19 protein-coding genes are annotated in these 17,437 nt (G+C 71.8%); 6 read left to right on the top strand and 13 right to left on the bottom strand.

What is annotated here, in order from left to right; all coding sequences use genetic code 11:
* The 3 genes from VK640_14535 to VK640_14525 all read right to left on the bottom strand — a co-directional run.
* Positions 1 to 1,392 (bottom strand): hypothetical protein (locus VK640_14535; GenBank protein HTE74398.1); only part of this gene is annotated, 1,392 nt, incomplete at its 3' end.
* A gap of 216 nt (positions 1,393 to 1,608) precedes the next feature.
* A complete protein-coding gene (locus VK640_14530; protein ID HTE74397.1) occupies positions 1,609 to 1,968 on the bottom strand; it encodes a cupin domain-containing protein in 360 nt (119 codons plus the stop codon).
* Between the two features lie 25 nt (positions 1,969 to 1,993).
* Positions 1,994 to 2,770 carry a class I SAM-dependent methyltransferase gene (locus VK640_14525; GenBank protein HTE74396.1) on the bottom strand — a complete coding sequence of 259 codons (777 nt, stop codon included), beginning with the start codon at positions 2,768 to 2,770 and terminating at the stop codon, positions 1,994 to 1,996.
* A 77-nt stretch (positions 2,771 to 2,847) separates the two neighbouring features.
* Here VK640_14525 and VK640_14520 point away from each other — a divergent pair, with 77 nt between their 5' ends.
* The gene (locus VK640_14520; protein HTE74395.1) at positions 2,848 to 3,573 is read left to right on the top strand and encodes an NYN domain-containing protein; all 726 of its coding nucleotides are present in this window, start codon (positions 2,848 to 2,850) and stop codon (positions 3,571 to 3,573) included.
* 9 nt (positions 3,574 to 3,582) lie between these two features.
* On the opposite strand, the gene VK640_14515 is transcribed toward VK640_14520, so the two are convergent.
* Positions 3,583 to 3,777, bottom strand: a complete 195-nt coding sequence (locus VK640_14515; protein HTE74394.1) for a hypothetical protein — start codon at positions 3,775 to 3,777, stop codon at positions 3,583 to 3,585.
* Between the two features lie 173 nt (positions 3,778 to 3,950).
* Between VK640_14515 and VK640_14510 the strand changes: the two genes are divergently transcribed.
* Positions 3,951 to 4,442: a cyclic nucleotide-binding domain-containing protein gene (locus tag VK640_14510; protein HTE74393.1), complete on the top strand. Its 492-nt coding sequence runs from the start codon at positions 3,951 to 3,953 to the stop codon at positions 4,440 to 4,442.
* On the opposite strand, the gene VK640_14505 is transcribed toward VK640_14510, so the two are convergent.
* Entirely contained in the window at positions 4,443 to 5,162 is a 720-nt protein-coding gene (locus VK640_14505; protein HTE74392.1) for a metallophosphoesterase, read from the bottom strand.
* Between the two features lie 225 nt (positions 5,163 to 5,387).
* Here VK640_14505 and VK640_14500 point away from each other — a divergent pair, with 225 nt between their 5' ends.
* Positions 5,388 to 5,963, top strand: a complete 576-nt coding sequence (locus VK640_14500; protein ID HTE74391.1) for a hypothetical protein — start codon at positions 5,388 to 5,390, stop codon at positions 5,961 to 5,963.
* A gap of 158 nt (positions 5,964 to 6,121) precedes the next feature.
* Here VK640_14500 and VK640_14495 read toward each other — a convergent pair whose 3' ends face one another.
* From VK640_14495 to VK640_14485, 3 genes are all read right to left on the bottom strand, one after another.
* Positions 6,122 to 6,352, bottom strand: coding sequence for a hypothetical protein (locus VK640_14495; protein HTE74390.1), 231 nt, complete (start codon positions 6,350 to 6,352; stop codon positions 6,122 to 6,124).
* 272 nt (positions 6,353 to 6,624) lie between these two features.
* A complete protein-coding gene (locus tag VK640_14490; protein ID HTE74389.1) occupies positions 6,625 to 7,419 on the bottom strand; it encodes a glucose 1-dehydrogenase in 795 nt (264 codons plus the stop codon).
* Between the two features lie 7 nt (positions 7,420 to 7,426).
* Complete coding sequence (locus VK640_14485) at positions 7,427 to 8,428, bottom strand: Gfo/Idh/MocA family oxidoreductase (protein HTE74388.1); 1,002 nt, start codon at positions 8,426 to 8,428, stop codon at positions 7,427 to 7,429.
* 56 nt (positions 8,429 to 8,484) lie between these two features.
* Between VK640_14485 and VK640_14480 the strand changes: the two genes are divergently transcribed.
* Positions 8,485 to 9,996 (top strand): GMC family oxidoreductase, encoded by a 1,512-nt coding sequence (locus VK640_14480; protein ID HTE74387.1) that lies wholly within the window; start codon positions 8,485 to 8,487, stop codon positions 9,994 to 9,996.
* Between the two features lie 44 nt (positions 9,997 to 10,040).
* Here the strand turns inward: VK640_14480 and VK640_14475 are convergent, their stop codons facing one another.
* From VK640_14475 to VK640_14465, 3 genes are all read right to left on the bottom strand, one after another.
* Entirely contained in the window at positions 10,041 to 10,925 is an 885-nt protein-coding gene (locus VK640_14475; protein HTE74386.1) for an ATP-binding cassette domain-containing protein, read from the bottom strand.
* Complete coding sequence (locus VK640_14470) at positions 10,922 to 11,965, bottom strand: ABC transporter permease (GenBank protein HTE74385.1); 1,044 nt, start codon at positions 11,963 to 11,965, stop codon at positions 10,922 to 10,924. Before VK640_14470 ends, VK640_14475 begins: the two co-directional genes overlap by 4 nt.
* Before the next feature lie 98 nt (positions 11,966 to 12,063).
* Positions 12,064 to 13,182, bottom strand: a complete 1,119-nt coding sequence (locus VK640_14465) for a substrate-binding domain-containing protein (protein HTE74384.1) — start codon at positions 13,180 to 13,182, stop codon at positions 12,064 to 12,066.
* Between the two features lie 189 nt (positions 13,183 to 13,371).
* Here VK640_14465 and VK640_14460 point away from each other — a divergent pair, with 189 nt between their 5' ends.
* Positions 13,372 to 14,370: a LacI family DNA-binding transcriptional regulator gene (locus tag VK640_14460; GenBank protein ID HTE74383.1), complete on the top strand. Its 999-nt coding sequence runs from the start codon at positions 13,372 to 13,374 to the stop codon at positions 14,368 to 14,370.
* A gap of 83 nt (positions 14,371 to 14,453) precedes the next feature.
* Here the strand turns inward: VK640_14460 and VK640_14455 are convergent, their stop codons facing one another.
* Entirely contained in the window at positions 14,454 to 15,803 is a 1,350-nt protein-coding gene (locus VK640_14455) for an FGGY family carbohydrate kinase (GenBank protein ID HTE74382.1), read from the bottom strand.
* A complete protein-coding gene (locus tag VK640_14450) occupies positions 15,800 to 16,852 on the bottom strand; it encodes a phosphoheptose isomerase (GenBank protein HTE74381.1) in 1,053 nt (350 codons plus the stop codon). The genes VK640_14455 and VK640_14450 overlap by 4 nt, the downstream gene beginning before the upstream one ends.
* Positions 16,853 to 16,958: 106 nt before the next feature.
* Between VK640_14450 and VK640_14445 the strand changes: the two genes are divergently transcribed.
* A partial coding sequence (locus VK640_14445; protein ID HTE74380.1) for an aldolase occupies positions 16,959 to 17,437 on the top strand: 479 nt, incomplete at its 3' end.

The following is a 17,437-nucleotide window of genomic DNA, read 5'->3' as shown; positions in this document are numbered from 1 at the left end:
CTGGGGCAGCGGCGCGAGCATGTTGAGCGCCATGGCCGGCCAGCCCTCGTCCGTGTCGAGAGGGGCGGCGAGCAGGAGCACGACCCGGCGGACGACGGGCTCGTCGGTGTCACACGGGACGACAGCCCCCGCGGCCGTCGTGCAGGTTGCCGTGGCGACTGCCAGCGGGTCGAGCGTGGAGGAGCTCACCGGTGTCAGGGCAGGCACGACGCCGCGAACACCCTCGGAGAACCGCACCGCCAGACTGTTCTCCGGTGCCGTGTCGCCGAACGCCCGTGGATCCGTGTCGTCGCCCGCAAGCCCCCGGAGGGCGATCTGCTCGGGTGCGCCAGCAGCTCGGATCGCGTCACCTCGCACCTCACGCCACGCGCCACCCTGGCCGCGCAGGTCGACGGTCAACCGGTAGACCCCGGGGCCGGCGCACGGGCTGACGAGGACGGCGCCCCGCCACGTGCCGTGAGCCCGGGTGCCGCGCTCGAGCTCGAGCGCCGTCGTGTAGCCACGGGAGGCCCCACGGCGCCACAGGAAGGGCTGGAGGCCCTTCACAGCAGCACCACTGCCGTCCACGACCGCACGCACGGGGATCCGGATGCTGCCGTCGCGGCGAGTCGTCGCCGTCCCGATCGTGAGCCTCTGCAGCTGTGGACGAGGGGGTTCGAGGCTGCGGAGCGCGATCGACGACGTCCAGCCACGACGGGCGAGCCGGCCCCCCGCGAGCAGGGTGTGGCTGTTGGCGTCCCACGCGGAAGCCTCCACCGCGAGAGAGCCGTCGCCCAGCCACCGGGGGACGGTGACCCGACCGGTGAACCGCCCACCACGCCGGTGCGTCCACACCGCCTCGAGGGTGCGCTGCTGATCCGACCCGTCGTGGTGGATGAGCAGCAGCGCCGCTCCGCGCACCGCCACGTCATCGCTCACCCGCAGTTGGACGCGTCGCGTGACCTTGCCTGCTCGGGTGTCCACGGGGGCCGGGCTGAGGGACACGTCCGCGATCGTGGGCCGTTCGCGGTCCGGGTCGGTGCTGCTGACGTCGACGGTCGACTGCCAGAGCGATCCCACCTGGGACTGCGCCCAGGGCGACTGCTCGCTGAAGCTCCGGAAGTTGTGCGCCCAGTCCTTCGCCGACACGTCCCTGACCCGCCAGGTGCCGGGTAGTGCGCCCCGCGGCACGAGAAGGCTCCCCTCCCAGGTCACCGGGTCCGCGGACGGCCTGAGCCGCAGGAACTGGGTCGCCGACCCGGAGCGGAGCCGGAACTCGACCGACAGCTTCACCGAGCGCACGCCGGACGGCGCCACGCCAGCGGCAGCCAGGTCGACGACGTGCACCCGCACGCCGACAGCGGCCGACCCTGCCGTGACGTCCACCGAGCTGGACGTCAGGGACAGCGACATGACCTGCGGCGGCACCGTGTCCCGCGCGCATCCCGCCACGGACGCAGACGACGGGGTCACCGAGCCGGACGCCGCAAGGCCAGGGGCAAGCAGGAGCAGCGAGACGGACAGCACGAGCAGGGGGCGTGAGCGGAAGGTCATGACGTCCCACCAGGCTGGTGCGCTGCAGCGGCTTCTGACTCCACCAAGGACGTCACCGCCGTGCCGCGGGTTCAGTCAGACGACGCGCCGCTCCGCGGTGAGCTCGCCGGGCGAGTCGCCTGTGTTGGGGGTCTCGGTGGGAGATATGAGGACCACCTCGGCGCCGCCCTCGGACACCGGCTGGTGGTGCACCCCGCGCGGGATGACGTAGAGCTGCCCCGGCCCGAGCTCGACATCCCGGTCGTCGAGTCGGATCGTGAGACTGCCCGTCAGAACCATGAAGAACTCGTCGGTCTCCGGGTGCGAGTGCCGGGTGAACTCCCCCTTCGTCCGGACCACCCGGATGTCGTAGTCGTTGAGCACCGCCACGGTCCGTGGCGACCACGGCTCCTCGAAGGTGGCCAGCGCGGCGGCGAGGTCGACGGCATCGGTCATGGATCGACTGTGCCACCTCGACGGTCTAGGGGACCGACCTGGCCAGGTGCGCAGTGATGTCCGCGTCCACCTCGACCCGGTCCGGGAGCACTGCCAGGATCTGTGCCAGCGCCTCGGTGCGGACCTCGCCCGAGAGCTCGAGGTAGGCGGAGACCGTCGCGAGGTGACCGACGAAGTCCTCCGCGGCCATCGTCAGCCGGCGAGCGACGATCTCCTGTCGCACATCGGTGAACCGCGAGTCCCCAGCGAGCTCGCTCCCCGGCCACTGCAACCCGTCGTCCGCCGGCGTGCCGTCCGGCGGCGTGCCGTCAGGCGGCAGGACCTCGTCGGTCTCGAGGAACCTCGAACGGGCCTGGTCGGCCGATGCCCGTACGGCCGGGTCCGCGATGCGCACCGGGCCGCCGAACGACGCGAAGACGCCGCCCGGTCGAAGCAGCCGGGCCACCCGGTCCCACCGGCCCTCCGGACGGGTCCAGTGCAAGGCGGCGGCCGCGTAGACGAGGTCGTGCTCAGCTGCGAGCGGCAGGTCCTCGAAGGCCGACCGGACCGTGGTCACCGTGGGCGGGACGTGCCGGCGCAGCTCCTCGAGCATGGCCTCGTCCGGCTCGGTGGCCGTGACGACGATGCCCCGGGCCGCGAAGGCCCGGGCCGCCTTGCCCGTCCCCGCGCCGATCTCCAGAGCAGTCCTGATCGGCCGACCGGCGTAGCCGAGGACGAGGTCGACGAGCTCTTCGGGATAGCCGGGCCGGAAGCGCTCGTAGGCGCCGGCCACGGAGCCGAATCTCAGGGCACGTTCCACCACCCCACCATCCTGCCCGGTCCGTGCGACATGCTGGTCGCGGGCCGGGGATCTTGCTGATGGTGTGCGGAGGAGTCTGGATGGCTGAGGGCGAACGGCGGATCGCACTGCTGGTCGACGCGGACAACGCGCCGGCGGCGAAGATCGACGTCATCCTCGCGGAGGTGGCGCGGCACGGGGCGGCCAACGTCCGGCGCGCCTACGGCAACTGGAAGAGCCCGCACCTCAAGAGCTGGGAGGCGGTGCTGCACTCCTACGCGATCCGGCCGATCCAGCAGTTCGCCTACAGCAGCGGCAAGAACGCGTCGGACATGGCAATGGTCATCGACGGCATGGACCTGCTGTACGCCCGCAACCTGGACGCCTTCGCCATCGTGTCCAGCGACGCGGACTTCACCCCGCTGGTCATGCGAATCCTGACCGAGGGGCTCAAGGTCTACGGCTTCGGCCAGCGCAAGACGCCGGAGCCGTTCGTCAACGCCTGCTCGCAGTTCACCTACGTCGAGGGCCTCGGCCAGGCTTCGGAGGAGAAGCCGGACGAGCAGACGCTCAAGCCGAGCGACCGCACCAAGCTGCGGCGCGACGCTCGTCTCGTGCAGATGCTTCGCAACGCGGTCGACGCCGCAACGGACGACGACGGCTGGGCGCACCTGGGAGAGGTCGGCAACCAGATCGGCAACCAGGCGTCTTTCGACCCGCGCAACTACGGCTACCGCAAGCTCAGCGACCTGGTCGACGCGACCGATCTGTTCGAGGTCAAGCGCAGCGGCCAGATCGTGCTGATCCGCGACAAGCGCCGCGGCTGACCGATCCGGTCAGGCGTCGCGCTTCGCCTTGGCGTCCAGCGCGTCGGTAGCGGCCTGGAGGTGCTGGGCCCCGGTCCGCGACCGTCCCGACGGCGGGACGGCGTCATCACCGCTGTCGACCTTGGCCTCAGCCAGCACGGCCGGGTCCCAGGACTCGTACTCGCGGGTGGGGGCGGCAGGCTTCTTGCGACCGAACAGCGACATGGCCAAGTCCCTCTACGGGCCGGCGAGTAGGCATCTCGAGTGTGATGTCGCCGTACCGGATGTCCTCACCGTACCCCCCATCAGTAGTCGGGTGGCCCGATCAGCTGTCTGCGGGTCGGGACGATGGACGTGCAGGTACGTCCGGCAGCACCCGTCCACGGGACGATGAGCGGGTGACCGACCTGCTCCAGCTCGCCGCCGACCTGCCCGTCGAGTCGTCGCCCCCGGGCACCGTGCTAATCACCGAGGGGGCTGATCCCGGCCGGATGCTGGTGCTCGTGTCGGGCACCGTCACGGTGGAGCGCGACGGAGTACCGGTCGCTCGCATCGACTCGCCCGGCGCCGTCCTCGGTGAGATGTCGGTCGTGCTCGACAAGCCGGCGACGGCGACGCTGCGTGCCGCGTCGGACGTACGTGTGAAGGTGGTCGAGGACCCGCAGGCGTTCCTCCTGGAGCGGCCGGGAGCAGCCCTTGCCGTGCTGCGGACGACCGCGTCTCGGCTGGACGGCCTGACGCAGTACCTGGCCGACGTCAAGACCCAGCTGGCCGGGCAGGACGGCCACCTCGGCATGGTCGGCACGATCCTCGACACGCTCGTCCACCACCAGGGCCCGGTGGCCAGGCCGGGCTCGGCCCGCGACCCGGAGGGGTCGCACGACCACTAGTCAGGCGATGGCGACCGTCTCGGAGTCGTAGACGCCGAACCACTCCGCGGTCGAGGTGTCGCTGTCGAGCACGACATGCGGCGGCACCGGACCGGGCTGGCGGCCCGGGTTGAAGACGTGGGTGCGCCCGAGGCGCGCCTGCCACGAGCCGCCGTCCACCCAGGGCGCCTGGTGGATGTGCCCGCACAGCACCAGGTCGGGCTCGTGCTGCGCGATCCAGCCCGCCAGGTCGTGGTCAGGGAACTCGCGCCGCCCGTCGCGGCAGAGGACGGTGCCGGCCGGCGGAGAGTGGTAGACCCAGACCCAGCGGTCCGGCCGGTCGACCGCCGCGTCCGAGAGCTGGCCCTCGACGGCCTGCCGGCTGTGCGGCCCGTCCCACCACGGGCAGACGGTGAACCGGGTGCCGTCGACGTCGACGCTGGCGCCGTCGGTGACGACCGACGCCCGGCGGGGCCGCCGCAGCCAGCCGGCCACCTGTTCGCCGTGCTCGCCCGGCCCGTCCAGGTCGTGGTTGCCGGACGCCGCGAGCACGACCGCGTGCGCCGCGATCCGGTCGAGGTACTCCCCCAGGACGACGCTCTGCACCTCGACCGGCACCGCGCTCGCGACGTCGGCCAGGTCGCCGGCGATCGCGACGACGTCGACGCCCTCGGCCGCCTGCACCAGCCAGTCCCAGTGCTTGAGGCGGTAGTGCAGGTCGGCGACGGCCAGGATGCGCACGAGCCAGATCCTGCCGTTCTGCGAGGCGACAAGTGGTGCTGCCACCACCTCGTCTCGCCAGGTGGGTGGTGGTGGCCTGTCATTCCGGCTCCGTGAGCCAGGTCACACGTCCCGATGCAACCCGGGCCGGTCCTGGCGACTTCTTCCCTTTGACGCCTCACGGAGAGGCGCCCTCGGGCCGGGAGACCGGCCCGCGACCACCCACCGGGAGTCACTGTGAACACCATGAAGAACGCAGCCGGCCGCGTCGCCACCGTCGCCGCCGTGTCCGCGATCACCATCACCGGCCTGGCCGGGACCGCCTTCGCGCAGACCTCCGTCTTCGAGGACGCGAAGGGAGACATGAAGCAGGGCGCCGACATCCGCAAGGTCCGCGTCGTCAACGGTGACGAGAAGCTGCGGATCAACGTCCGCCACGACGACCTGGTCCGCTCCTTCCGGAGCGGGAGCAGCATCGCCGTCTACATCGACACCGACCGCACAAGGACCGGCCCCGAGTACGTCTTCCTCGGCGCCACGTTCGAGGGCGGTGACTACGCCCTTCTGCCGGCTGACGGTTTCAACCAGGACGGCAACCGTCAGGTGCCGCTGCACGGCGGCACCTACATCATGAAGCTCGACTTCGTCGAGGACGTCGCGCGCATCGCGATCGACCAGGTCGTCGTCGGCGACCCGGAGCAGGTGCGAGTCGAGGTCAAGACCGGCGCCGAGCTGCTGCCCGAGGGCAGCACGCCGAAGCCGGCCGAGGTCGACTGGCTGGGCGAGCCGAAGAAGTTCACCCCGTGGGTGGCACAGGGCTGATCCGGCTCGGCCGAGAGGGCAGCGCGCCCGGGACCTTCTTCGGTCCCGGGCGCGCTGGTCGTGCTGGTCGTGCTGGGTCCGTGCTGGTCGTGCTGGTCGTGCTGGATCGTGCTGGGTCGTGCGGGTGGTCGTGCTGGTCGTGCTGGCGGTCGCCTGGATCAGAGGTGGTACGCGAGGCCGCCGGGACGGCTCTGCCGGAGGACGATGCGCTCGATCGGCGCGATCTCCTCCGCCGTGTGGCGGGCCAGGATGGCGCCGAGCTCGTGGCGCTCGGCGGGACTGCGGTACTCCGCGAGCTCGCGCTCGAGGCGGCGCTGCTCGGCGCGCATCGCGCGGCGCCGGGCGACGGCCTCGCCCATCGTGGTGACGGTCGTGCGGACGGCAGTCATGGGACTGCCCCTTTCTCGGGTGAGTCGGAACCGGTCGTGTCGGTCACTGCTCCCTCGACCTCTTGCGATGTCTCGATTGCGTTGTCCGACACATCAAGTGTCGGCGCTCAGATGACCCGGCAGACGTCGTACCGGTGTCGTTTCGGTCACATCGTCGAGGCCGAGCATGTGCTGTGACGGAGGTCACCGGTGTCGGTGAATCAGCGGTGTCGCAACGGTTTCCGCCATGTTTCGCAAACCGCTCCATCCGACGCCGTACGCCGTCAAGCGGCTCAGCGAGCCGTCCACCCGCCGTCGACCAGCAGCGTGTGGCCGGTCACCAGCGAGGCCGCCGGCGAAGCCAGGTAGAGCACCGCGCCGGCCACGTCCATCGGGTCGCCGATGCGGTGCACTCCAGCGATCCGGTTTACCACTTCGGCCTCGACCGCGGGGTCGGCCAGTGCCTCCTCGGTCCCGGGCGTCCGGATGAAGGTCGGCGCGACGCAGTTGACCGTGATGCCGTGCCGCCCCCACTCGACCGCTAGGCACTTGGTGAGGTGGGCCACCGCCGCCTTGGTCATGCAGTAGACCGACTCGCCGGGCAGCGCGACCGAGCCGGCCTGCGACCCGATCATCACGATCCGTCCGCTCCCCTGGCGGATCATCACCCGGCCGACAGCCTGGGTGAGGAAGAACGTTCCCTTGAGGTTGACCGCCAGCGTGCGGTCGAAGTCCTCCTCCAGCACGTCCTCGGCCGGGTTCTCCGGCGAGGCACCGGCGTTGTTGACCAGGATGTCGATCCGGCCGAGCCGCTCGACCGCCACGTCCACGGCCACGCGCACCTGGTCGAGGTCGCTCACCTCGCACGGCAGCGCCAGCGCCCGGCGGCCCATCGCCCCGATCTCGCCCACCAGCCCGCCGTCGCTGCTGGCATCGCGCAGGCCGAGCACCACGTCGGCACCGGCATCGGCCAGCGCCAGGGCGGTCGCCCGGCCGAGGCCGCGGGCGGCGCCGGTGACCATGGCAACCTGGCCGGTCACGTCGAAGCGCGGGAAACCAGCCGCCTGAGGCGCCGTCCTCCCGGTCACCGCCGGCTCACCCGACCACGGCGCGGGCGCCGGTGCGCAAGCTCTCCAGCGCCGCGAGCGACACGGCGAGCGACCGCACCCCGTCCGGGCCGCTGACCACCACGTCGCCCTCGCCCGCGACGGCCGCGCCGAAGGCGCGCACCGTGACCTCGTAGAGGTCGTCCCGGGGACCCACGTCCACGGGCTCCGCCTTGTGGTCGCGCCACAGCGCCACCGACCCGACCGGGTCACCGGTGTTGCAGTCCTCGGCGACCAGCGCGCCCTCCGTCCCGAGCACGTGGAGGCTGGTCGGCAGGTGGGGGTTGTTGTAGGCGTCGTGGGTCTGCACCAGCACGCCACCCTCCCACTCGATGCTGGTCATCACCGCGTCGAACGGGCCAGCCGGGTCGTTGTCCTGGTTGAGGCCCACGGCCATCACCGACCGTCCGGCCGTGCCGAGGATCGCGGCGACCGCCGCGGCGTCGTGCACCGTCACGTCGAGGACGACGCCGCCGCCCTCCGGGTCGTCGATCCGCCACCCCGCGAGCCGCTGGGGCAGCTGGACGGCGTGGTGGACCCTGAGCGCGCGCACGTCGCCGACGGCACCCTCGCGAACCGCCTTCTTCAGGGCCCGGTGGGTCGGCGACGCGGGCAAGTGGTGGTTCGTCGCCATGACGACGCCGGCCGACTCGCAGGCGGCGACCATGGACCGGGCGTCGTCCAGGGAGAGCGCCAGCGGCTTCTCGGCGAGCACGTGCTTCCCCGCCGCGGCGGCCGCCTCGACCTGTTCGTAGTGCCGTGCGTTGACCGACGAGACGTAGACCGCGTCGACGTCGTCTCGCTCGAGGGCGGCCCGCAGGTCGGTGACCGCCTCCGGCACGTCGTGCTCGGCGGCCCACCGGTCGGCGTGCTCGGCGTCACCGGAGCGGACGACGACGGCGCTGTGCCCGATCGCACGGATCGCGGGCAGGACCTTGGTGGCGGCGATGTCGCTGGCGCCCACGAGCGCCCAGCGCAGGGGCTGCGGCATGACGGCAGTCAAGCACCTGTCGCGCCGTCGCCGCGACGGATGGTTGGCTGTCGGACATGCTTTCCCTCGGTGCCGACCTGACCGCGGACGTGGTGGTGGTCGGGTCCGGCATGGGCGGCGCCACGACGGCGCTCGCCCTGGCCCGGCGAGGCGTCGACGTCCTGGTCCTCGAGCGTGGCGAGCGCCTCCCTCGGGAGCCCGAGAACTGGTCGTCCCGCTCAGTCTTCCTGCAGCGCCGCTACAAGCCGAGCGAGACCTGGTACGACGCCAGGGGGCGCTCCTTCGCCCCGGGCGTCCACTACGTGGTGGGTGGCAACACCAAGGTCTACGGCGCGAGCCTGCCGCGCTTCCGCGAGCACGACTTCGGAGCAGTCGAGCACCACGAAGGCACCTCGCCCGCCTGGCCGTTCGGTTACGCCGACCTCGAGCCCTACTACGCCGAGGCCGAGTTGCTCTACCGGGTGCACGGGGTGACCGGACAGGACCCGACCGAGCCCTGGCGCAGCTCGCCGTTCCCGCACCCGCCGATGGAGCACGAGCCGTACGTCGCCGAGCTGGCCGACCGGCTCGCCGCCCAGGGGGTGCACCCCAGCGCCAACGCCATGGGTCTCGACCGCGGGCCGGACGGCGCTTGCGTCCGGTGCGCCACCTGCGACGGCTTCCCCTGCCGGGTCGGCGCCAAGAGCGACGCCGAGACCTGCGCGATCGACCCGGCCCTCGCCGCTACCGAGCTGCGGCTGGCGACCGGACACCGGGTGCGACGGCTCGTCGTGTCCGGTGGCCGCGTCGACCACCTGGTGGTCGAGGGGCCGGACGGCACGGTGACCGTCCGCGCCGGCCGCTTCGTGCTCGCCGCGGGCGCGGTCAACTCGGCGGCGCTCCTGCTCGCCTCTGCCGACGGGGACCTGCCGCACGGCGTCGCCAACTCGTCGGGGCTGGTCGGCCGGCGCTTCATGATGCACAACAACGCGCACGTTGCCGCGGTCGACGTGAACCGCACCAACGACGTGACCTTCCAGAAGACCCTGTCGGTCAACGACTGGTACGCCGACGGCGGCGACGGCTACCCGCTCGGTACGCTGCAGCTGATCGGCCGGATCGACGGCGTGATGATGAAGAGCTGGGCGACCAGGGTGCCGCTGCCCCTGCTCGACGCCCTGTCCCGGCGCAGCGTCGAGTGGCTGGTCATGTCCGAGGACCTGCCCCACCCGGACAACCGCGTCACGGTCGACGGCCAGGGCCGGATCACCACCGCGCGGGACGCTGTGGGGCGTAGCACCCACCGCCGCCTGCACCGCCGGGCCAAGGCGCTGCTCAGGGGCGCGGGCTACGACGCGGTGTTCACCCAGTGGTTCGACATCAGCATGAACAGCCACATGTGCGGGACGGTCGCGGCCGGCACCGACCCGGCCACCAGCGTCCTCGACCCGTGGTGCCGGACGCACGACCTGGGCAACCTGTGGGTCGTCGACGGCGGGTTCTTCCCGTCGTCCGCGGCCATGAACCCGGCCCTGACGATCGCCGCCCAGGCGCTGCGGGTGGTCGCCGAGTCCGACCTCGCCCGCTGAGCAAGCCCCGGTCGATCTGACGGACGTGTGACGAGCTCGGCCAGCTACGCCTCCGCGCCCGGCTGGGCCGCCTCCGGGTGTGCCAGCTTGGTCGAGCCGTCCGCGGCCACCTCCACCTCCTGCTCGGGCGCCACCTTCAGCGCACCCGTCATGACGGCCACGGCGTCGGACATGCTGATCGTCTTGGGCGAGACCACGGCGGCCCGCTTGCCGAGCCGCTGGATGTGGATGCGGTCGGCGACCTCGAAGACCTGCGGCATGTTGTGCGAGATCAGGATGACCGGCAGGCCGCGGTCGCGGATGCTCTCGATCAGCTTGAGCACCTGGCCGGACTCCTTGACGCCGAGCGCCGCCGTGGGCTCGTCGAGGATGATGACCTTGCTGCTGAAGGCGGCCGCGCGGGCGACCGCGACAGCCTGGCGCTGCCCACCCGAGAGGCTCTCGACGGCCTGCCCCATGTTCTGCAGGGTGCCGATGCCGAGCGACGACATCTGGTCCTTGGCGTGCTTGCGCATGCCGGTGCCGTCGAGCATCCGCAGGACCGAACCGAGCGGGCCGGACCGGCGCTCCTCCCGGCCGAGATAGAGGTTGCCCGCGATGTCGAGGGACGGTGCGACGGCCAGCGTCTGGTAGACGGTCTCGATGCCGTGGTTGCGGGCGTCGAGCGGCGTCTTGAAGTTCACCGGCTGGCCGTCGAGCAGGATCTCGCCGGTGCTCGGCGACTCGGCGCCGGACAGGCACTTGATCAACGTGGACTTGCCGGCGCCGTTGTCGCCGATGACCGCGAGGACCTCGCCCGGGTACAGCTCGAGGTCGACGCCGTCGAGAGCCACGACGTGGCCGTACGTCTTCACGATGTTGACGGCCTGCATCACCGGCTGCGCGGCCCCACCACCGGTCGTCGAGCGCTCCTGACTGGTGGCGGTCATGCGCGGGCCCTCCGGATCCACTGGTCGACCGAGACGGCGACGATGATCAGGATGCCGACGGCCAGGGTCTGGTAGTAGACGTCCAGGCCGGCCAGCGTCAGGCCGTTGCGGAAGACACCGACGATGAGAGCACCGATCAGGCTCCCGACGATCGTGCCCCGGCCGCCGAAGAGGCTGGTGCCACCGATCACCACAGCGGTGATCGAGTCGAGGTTGGCGTCGATCCCGGAGTTCGGGCTGGCTGCGTTGACCCGGCCGATGAGGATCCAGCCGGTGAGGGCGTAGAGGACACCGGCCACGACGTAGACGCTCATCAGCACCCGCTGCACCCGGATGCCCGCCAGGCGGGCGGCCTCCGCGTCGTCACCGACCGCGTAGACGTGTCTGCCCCAGGCGGTGTACTTGAGCACGAAGGCGAAGACGGCGTACATGATGAGCATCACGACGACGCCCGTGGTGATGCGCACATCAGCGATGGTGAAGGTCTCGCCGAGCCACGCCAGCCCGGTGCCGAGCTCGGCGTCACGGATGGTGCGACCGGTGGCGTAGAGCAGGGTCAGGGCCACGAAGATGTTCAGAGTGCCCAACGTGACGATGAACGGTGGCAGCCGGACCTTCGTCACGAGCAGGCCGTTGGCCGCGCCGGCCAGCGCGCCGACGCCGAGGCCGAGCAGGATCGCCAGCGGGCCGGGCACCCCGGAGTCGAAGGCCGTCTTGGCCATCACCATCGACGAGAAGACCATGATGGCGCCGCAGGACAGGTCGATGCCCGCGGTCAGGATGATCAGCGTCTGACCGACCGCCAGGGCGCCGACCACGGCGACCTGCTGCGTGATGAGCGAGAGGTTGTTGGGTGTCGCGAACTTGCTGTTGAGCAGCCCGAAGACGATGACGCTGATGATCAGCACGACGGCCGGGCTCAGCCAGGGGTAGTTGTGCAGGAGCGTCTGCACCCGCTGCGCGGGGGTGCGGTGCTCGAGGAACTCCTCCGCCGCGTCGTATCCGCTGCCACTCTCAGGTGCCGCTGTCGTACTGCTCACGCTGCCTCCATCGTCGAGACGAGTACCACGCAAGGCGGGGGCGGCCGCCCGAGCGGCCGCCCCCACCGTACGCGTCAACCTGATCTAGGACGAGAGGCTCAGCCCCACGCGTTGTCCAGGCCGTACTGCGGGTCCTTGCTCTCCACGCCCTCGACCGGCTCCTTGGCGATCAGGGTCACGCCGGTGTCGTAGAAGTCGAGGCCGGGGGAGTTCTCGGGCGGCGCGCCGCCCTTCACGATCTTGATGATCGCGGCCACGCCGAGCTCGACCATCTTGGCGGGGTACTGCTGCGAGGTGGCGTCGATCGAACCGTTCTCGACGGCCTCAACACCCGCGCGGCCGCCGTCGACGGAGACGACGACAACGTCGTCGAGCGACTTTCCCTGCGCTTCGAGAGCAGCAGTGGCACCGGCGGCGGTCGGCTCGTTGATCGTGTAGACCACGTTGATGTCGCCGTTCTTGGACAGCAGCTGCTCCATGCCGGTGCGGCCGCCCTCCTCGTTGGCTCCGGTCGCGACGTTGCCGACGATCTCGTACTCGCCGCCGGAGTAGCTGCCGGTCTTCGGCTCGTCACCGTTGATCTTGGGGTCGCCGATGTCGTCGAGGCCCATGCCCTCGAGGAAGCCCTGGTCGCGGTTGTAGTCCACCGAGACGACCTTGTCGTCGAAGATGTCCAGCAGGGCGATGACGGCCTTCTCGCCACCGAGCTGCGCCGCGGCGTACTCACCGATGAGGTTGCCGGCCTTGCGGTTGTCGGTCGCGAACGTGATGTCGACCGTGTCCGGCGGGTCCGGCGGGGTGTCCAGCGCGATGACGTAGAGACCCGCGTCGCGGGCCTTGGCGATCGCGTCGTTGACGCCGGTGGACATCGGGGTGATCAGGATGCCGTCCTGCTGGGCGGTGATCGCGGCCTCGATCGCGTCGATCTGGCCCTGGTCGTCACCCTCCTCCTTGCCGGAGGCGATCTTGATGTCGATCCCTTCCTCGTCGGCGGCGTCCTCGGCACCCTGCTGCATGGCCACGAAGAACGGGTTGGTGGAGTCCTTCGTGATCAGCGAGATAGCGATGTCCTCGTTGCCGCCGCCGCCACCGCCGCCCGAGCCGCCGCTGCCACCCGCGTCGTCGTCGTCGCCGCCGCACGCGGCGAGTGCCAACGAGGCGACGAGTGCGACACCGACCAGCTGGAGGCCGTGCGCCCTCTTCGTCCTGCGAATCATGAATCCGTCCTCACGTCGGTCGGGTGGGTGGTCGGGGCCCCCAGGGTCTGGGGTGGGACACCGTCTTGACAACGTTGTCGTCGTGGTCCGTAGTTGTAGCCCCACGGTTACTTCGCCGTCAAGGGATTGTTGCGAACGGAGGCCTGCGTGACGGATTCGTTACCGGCTGCTCCCCGGGCGCGTGCCACGATGCGAGACGTCGCGGCCCGGGCCGGGGTGAGCCTGAAGACCGTCTCGCGGGTCCTCAACGGCGAGCCCGGGGTGGCCGAGGCGACCGCGGAGAAGGTGCAGCTGGCAGCCCGGGAGCTGAGCTTCCAGCTCAACTTCGGCGCCCGCTCGCTGCGCCGCAGCGACGGCCGCACGGCGACCCTCGGGGTGATCCTGGAGAACGTCGAGAACCCGTACTCCTCCGCCATCCACCGGGCGGTCGAGGAGGTCGCCCGTGAGCGTGGGCTGAGCGTGCTCGCCGGCAGCCTGGACGAGGACCCGCGGCGGGAGCGCGCCCTGGTCGCGGCGTTCAGCTCCCGGCGGGTCGACGGCCTGGTCATGATGCCGACCGGCGCCGACCACCGCTACCTGCTGACGGAGCGCCAGGCAGGCACCTTCATGGTGTTCGTCGACCGGGCGCCCGGGCTGATCGAGGGCGACGTCGTGGTGACCGACAACCAGGCCGGCGCCGCGACCGGTGTCCGACATCTGGTATCCCATGGACATCGCCGGATCGCCTTCGCGGGCGACCTGCTGCAGATCCAGACCGCCCAGCAGCGCTACGCCGGCTACCTTGACGCGATGCGCGGGGCCGACCTGCGAGTTGTCCAACAAGACACCATTCACGACTGCACGTCCGCTTCGCTGGCCGAGGCCGCGGTGACCGCGATGATGCGCGGCGGGGACCCGCCGACAGCGCTGTTCACGGCCCAGAACTTCGTCACCTTCGGCGCGCTTCGGGCGCTGCGCCACCTCGGCCTGCAGCACCGGGTGGCCCTCGTGGGCTTCGACGACTTCGCGCTGGCCGACCTGCTCGACCCCGGCGTGACGGTCGTCGCGCAGGACGCCGCCGCGATCGGCCGCCGGGCGGCGGAGCGGCTCTTCAGCCGTTTCGACGGCGACGACTCCCCCTACACCGTCGAGGTGGTGTCCAGCCGGCTCGTCGTCCGCGGCTCCGGGGAGATCCCCCCGGTCGCGTGAGCCGGGCCCTGACCGGGCCCCTCCGGAGACGTCCCGCGGCCTCGTGACCACGCGTCGTCTCCGGAGACCGGGCGCGTACGTCGTCAGGCCGGTGCGGCGCCCTGGTCCGGCGACCAGCGCGGGGCGACCAGGCCGGCCGCGACACCGGCCAGCTCGGCCGCCCCGATGGCACCCGGCTCGTCGAGCCGGCCTGGCGCGAAGCCGCCGTACTGCGCGTCCTTGAGCGACCTGACCAGCGGGTTGTGCAGCCAGCCGCCGGTGACGACAACGCTGCCCTGGGGGCCGACCTGGTCGGCCATGACGCCGAGGATGTGCTGCGCCGTCGCGATCAGGTCCTCGACGGCTACCCGCCAGACCAGCGCCGGCGCCGCCTCGTCGTCGACGTCGTGCACGGTCACGCCGTGGTACGTCGCTGCCAGTCGCATCGCGGTCCGTGACCGGTCGAGGGTCAGTCCCTGCCGGCCGAGCTCGATCCGCTCGGCGGGGCTGGCCGCGCCGACCAGCTGGCCCACCCTCTCCAGCGAGATGCCGGTCGGCAGCCCGGCCAGCAGGCACAGGTGGCCGGGCACCACGCCCCAGCCGGTCGTGACGCCCTCGCGCGCCATCGTGTCGATCGCGTCGCCTGCGAGCGGTGACCGGACGGTGCGCAGCAGTGCCTCCGCGGTGCCGAGCGAGTCGAGCACGACGCCTTCGACGGCTGCACCGAGAGCGTAGGCGGCGGTCTGGTGGTCGTGGCCGGCGACGGTGAGCACCGCGCCGCGCAGCTCGTCCGGCGCCTCGTCCGACACCCGGCCCACCGGCTGGCCGGCCGCCACGATGTCGCCGAGGAAGTCGGGGCCGGCGTCGAGCATCGCCAGCGCGTCGGCCCACGGAGCCTTGCCCGGCACGTCGAAGAGCCCGGTGCGGCTGACCAGTGACAGCTCGTTGACCTGGTCGCCGCCGAGGGCGTGCACCGCCCACTCCGGCACCGACAGGTAGCGGACCGCCGCCCTGGCCGCCTCGCCCTGACGACGCAGCCAGAGCAGCTTGGGCAGGCTCGGCACGGTGTCGTTCTCGCGACCCGTCACCCGCCGACACGCCTCGTCTCCGAGCTGACGACGTACGTGCTCGCAGTCGGCCCGCGGGTCGTACCACGCGAGGGCCGGCGCCACGGGACGCCCGTCACCGCCGAGCAGGACCCCGGTCTCCGCCATCCCGGTGACGCCGACGGCGAGCGCCGTGCCACCCGCGTCGCGCGCCGCGCCGGCCGCGGCCGTCGTGGTCGCCGACGCGAGAGCGGTCGGGTCGACCTCGGCGGTGGCGCCCTTGCGCAGCCAGGGCGTCGGGACCTCATGGTGGCCGAGGACGCGCAGGTCGGTGCCGGTGGCGACCGCCTTGACCCGCGTGGTGCCGACGTCGATGCCGACCAGGACGCCGGCCGACGGCTGGGTCACGGGGCGGCCGAAGCCAGCGCCGGCAGCGGCGGCCGGCAGGCGACCAGCTCGGCGCCGGGCGCGTCCCAGCGCCCCGCCGACCACGGGACGACGAAGGCCGAGCCGCGATCGACGGCGAGCGAACCGCCGTGCTCGGTGCGCACCTCGCCGCTCCCGTCAAGGACCAGCCCGACCACGAAGCCTCGCTCCACCGCACCCGCACGCGGCAGCAGCTCGGCGCGGAAGTAGCCGTCTGCACGCTCGGCCAGCAGGCTGCGCGGGTCGCCACCGGTCAGCCCCGGCGCGCGGACCAGCGCGGTGAGCTCGTCGTCGGCGAGCGGGTCGAGACGCAGCGCGTCGAGCACGGTCGGGAAGCCGAGCCCGAGATGCCCGTCGCGCGCGCCGTCGACCGCGAAGCCCTCCCACTCGAGCAGCGCGGAGAGGTCGGTCGGCTCCTGCAGCTCGAGCACCAGCACCCCGGCGTCGATCGCGTGCGGCACACCGGCCGGGACCAGGATCGTGTCGCCACGACCGACGCCGCGGCGACGCAGCGACGCGAGCAGGCCCGCGCTGTCGCGGCGCTCGACCATGCCGAGCACATTCTCCTTGCTCAGCGCTTCGGTGAAGCCCAGTCCCACGCCTGCGTCGGGCGGGGCCTCGAGGACGATCCACGCCTCGGTCTTGCCGTGGTCGAGGGCGAGGTGCCGCCGGGCGAACGCCTTGTCCGGGTGGAAGTGCACCGGCAGCCGCTGGTCGGGGTCGAGCAGCTTGACCAGCAGCTCGCTGCTCTGCCCGAACGCGTCGATGTGCTCCGGGCCCAGCCAGCCCCGCGGGTCTTCGGCCACCGCGTCCCGCAGCAGGCGGCCGTCGGGCAGCCGCGACAGTCCCGTCAGCCCGGACAGCTCCTCACCGAAGCGGGTGACCGTCGAGCCGATCCACTCCTCGGGGCGCATCGGACCGCCGGGGCCGCCGCGCAGCGCGCCGATCCGGTCGCCGCCGCGGTAGAAGTGCGGGAACTGGTTGGTCGGCAGCAGGACCGGTGGCAGTGAGCTGGCGAGGTCGTCGGACACCTGAGCCCTCCTCCCCCGTCACCGACCGCAGTGGCGGCCGGTCGCGCGCACGCTAGGTCTCCGCAATAACCTTCGTCAACGGGTTGTCTAGGCACGTGGAGGTCCGGTGACCGACGTCGCCATCCGCCTGTCCCGGCTCTTCGACGCCGAGTCGGGGCGCTGCTTCGACATCGCGGTCGACCACGGGTTCTTCGGCGAGGCGTCCTTCCTGGCCGGCATCGAGGACCTCGGTGCAGCGGTGCGCACGCTGGCCGCGGCCGGCCCGGACGCGATCCAGCTCTCGCAGGGTCAGGCGCGGTTGCTGCAGGAGATCCCCGGCAGGTCGCGCCCCGCGCTGGTGCTGCGCACCGACGTGGCCAACGTCTACGGCCAGCAGCTGCCGGACCGGCTCTTCAGCCGGCTGATCCCCGAGCCCGCGTTGACCGGGGTGCGGCTGGACGCGGCATGCGTGGTGGTCAACCTCTTCGACCTTCCCGGCCGGCCGGAGGTGCGCGAGGCATGCGTCGCCAACGTGCTGACCGCCAAGGCCGACTGCGAGCGCTACGGCATGCCGCTGATGGTCGAGCCGCTGGTGATGAAGGACGC

The organism is Actinomycetes bacterium (assembly GCA_035489715.1).
Lineage (GTDB): Bacteria > Actinomycetota > Actinomycetes > JACCUZ01 > JACCUZ01 > DATHAP01.
This window is presented reverse-complemented; position numbering and strand designations above follow the sequence as displayed.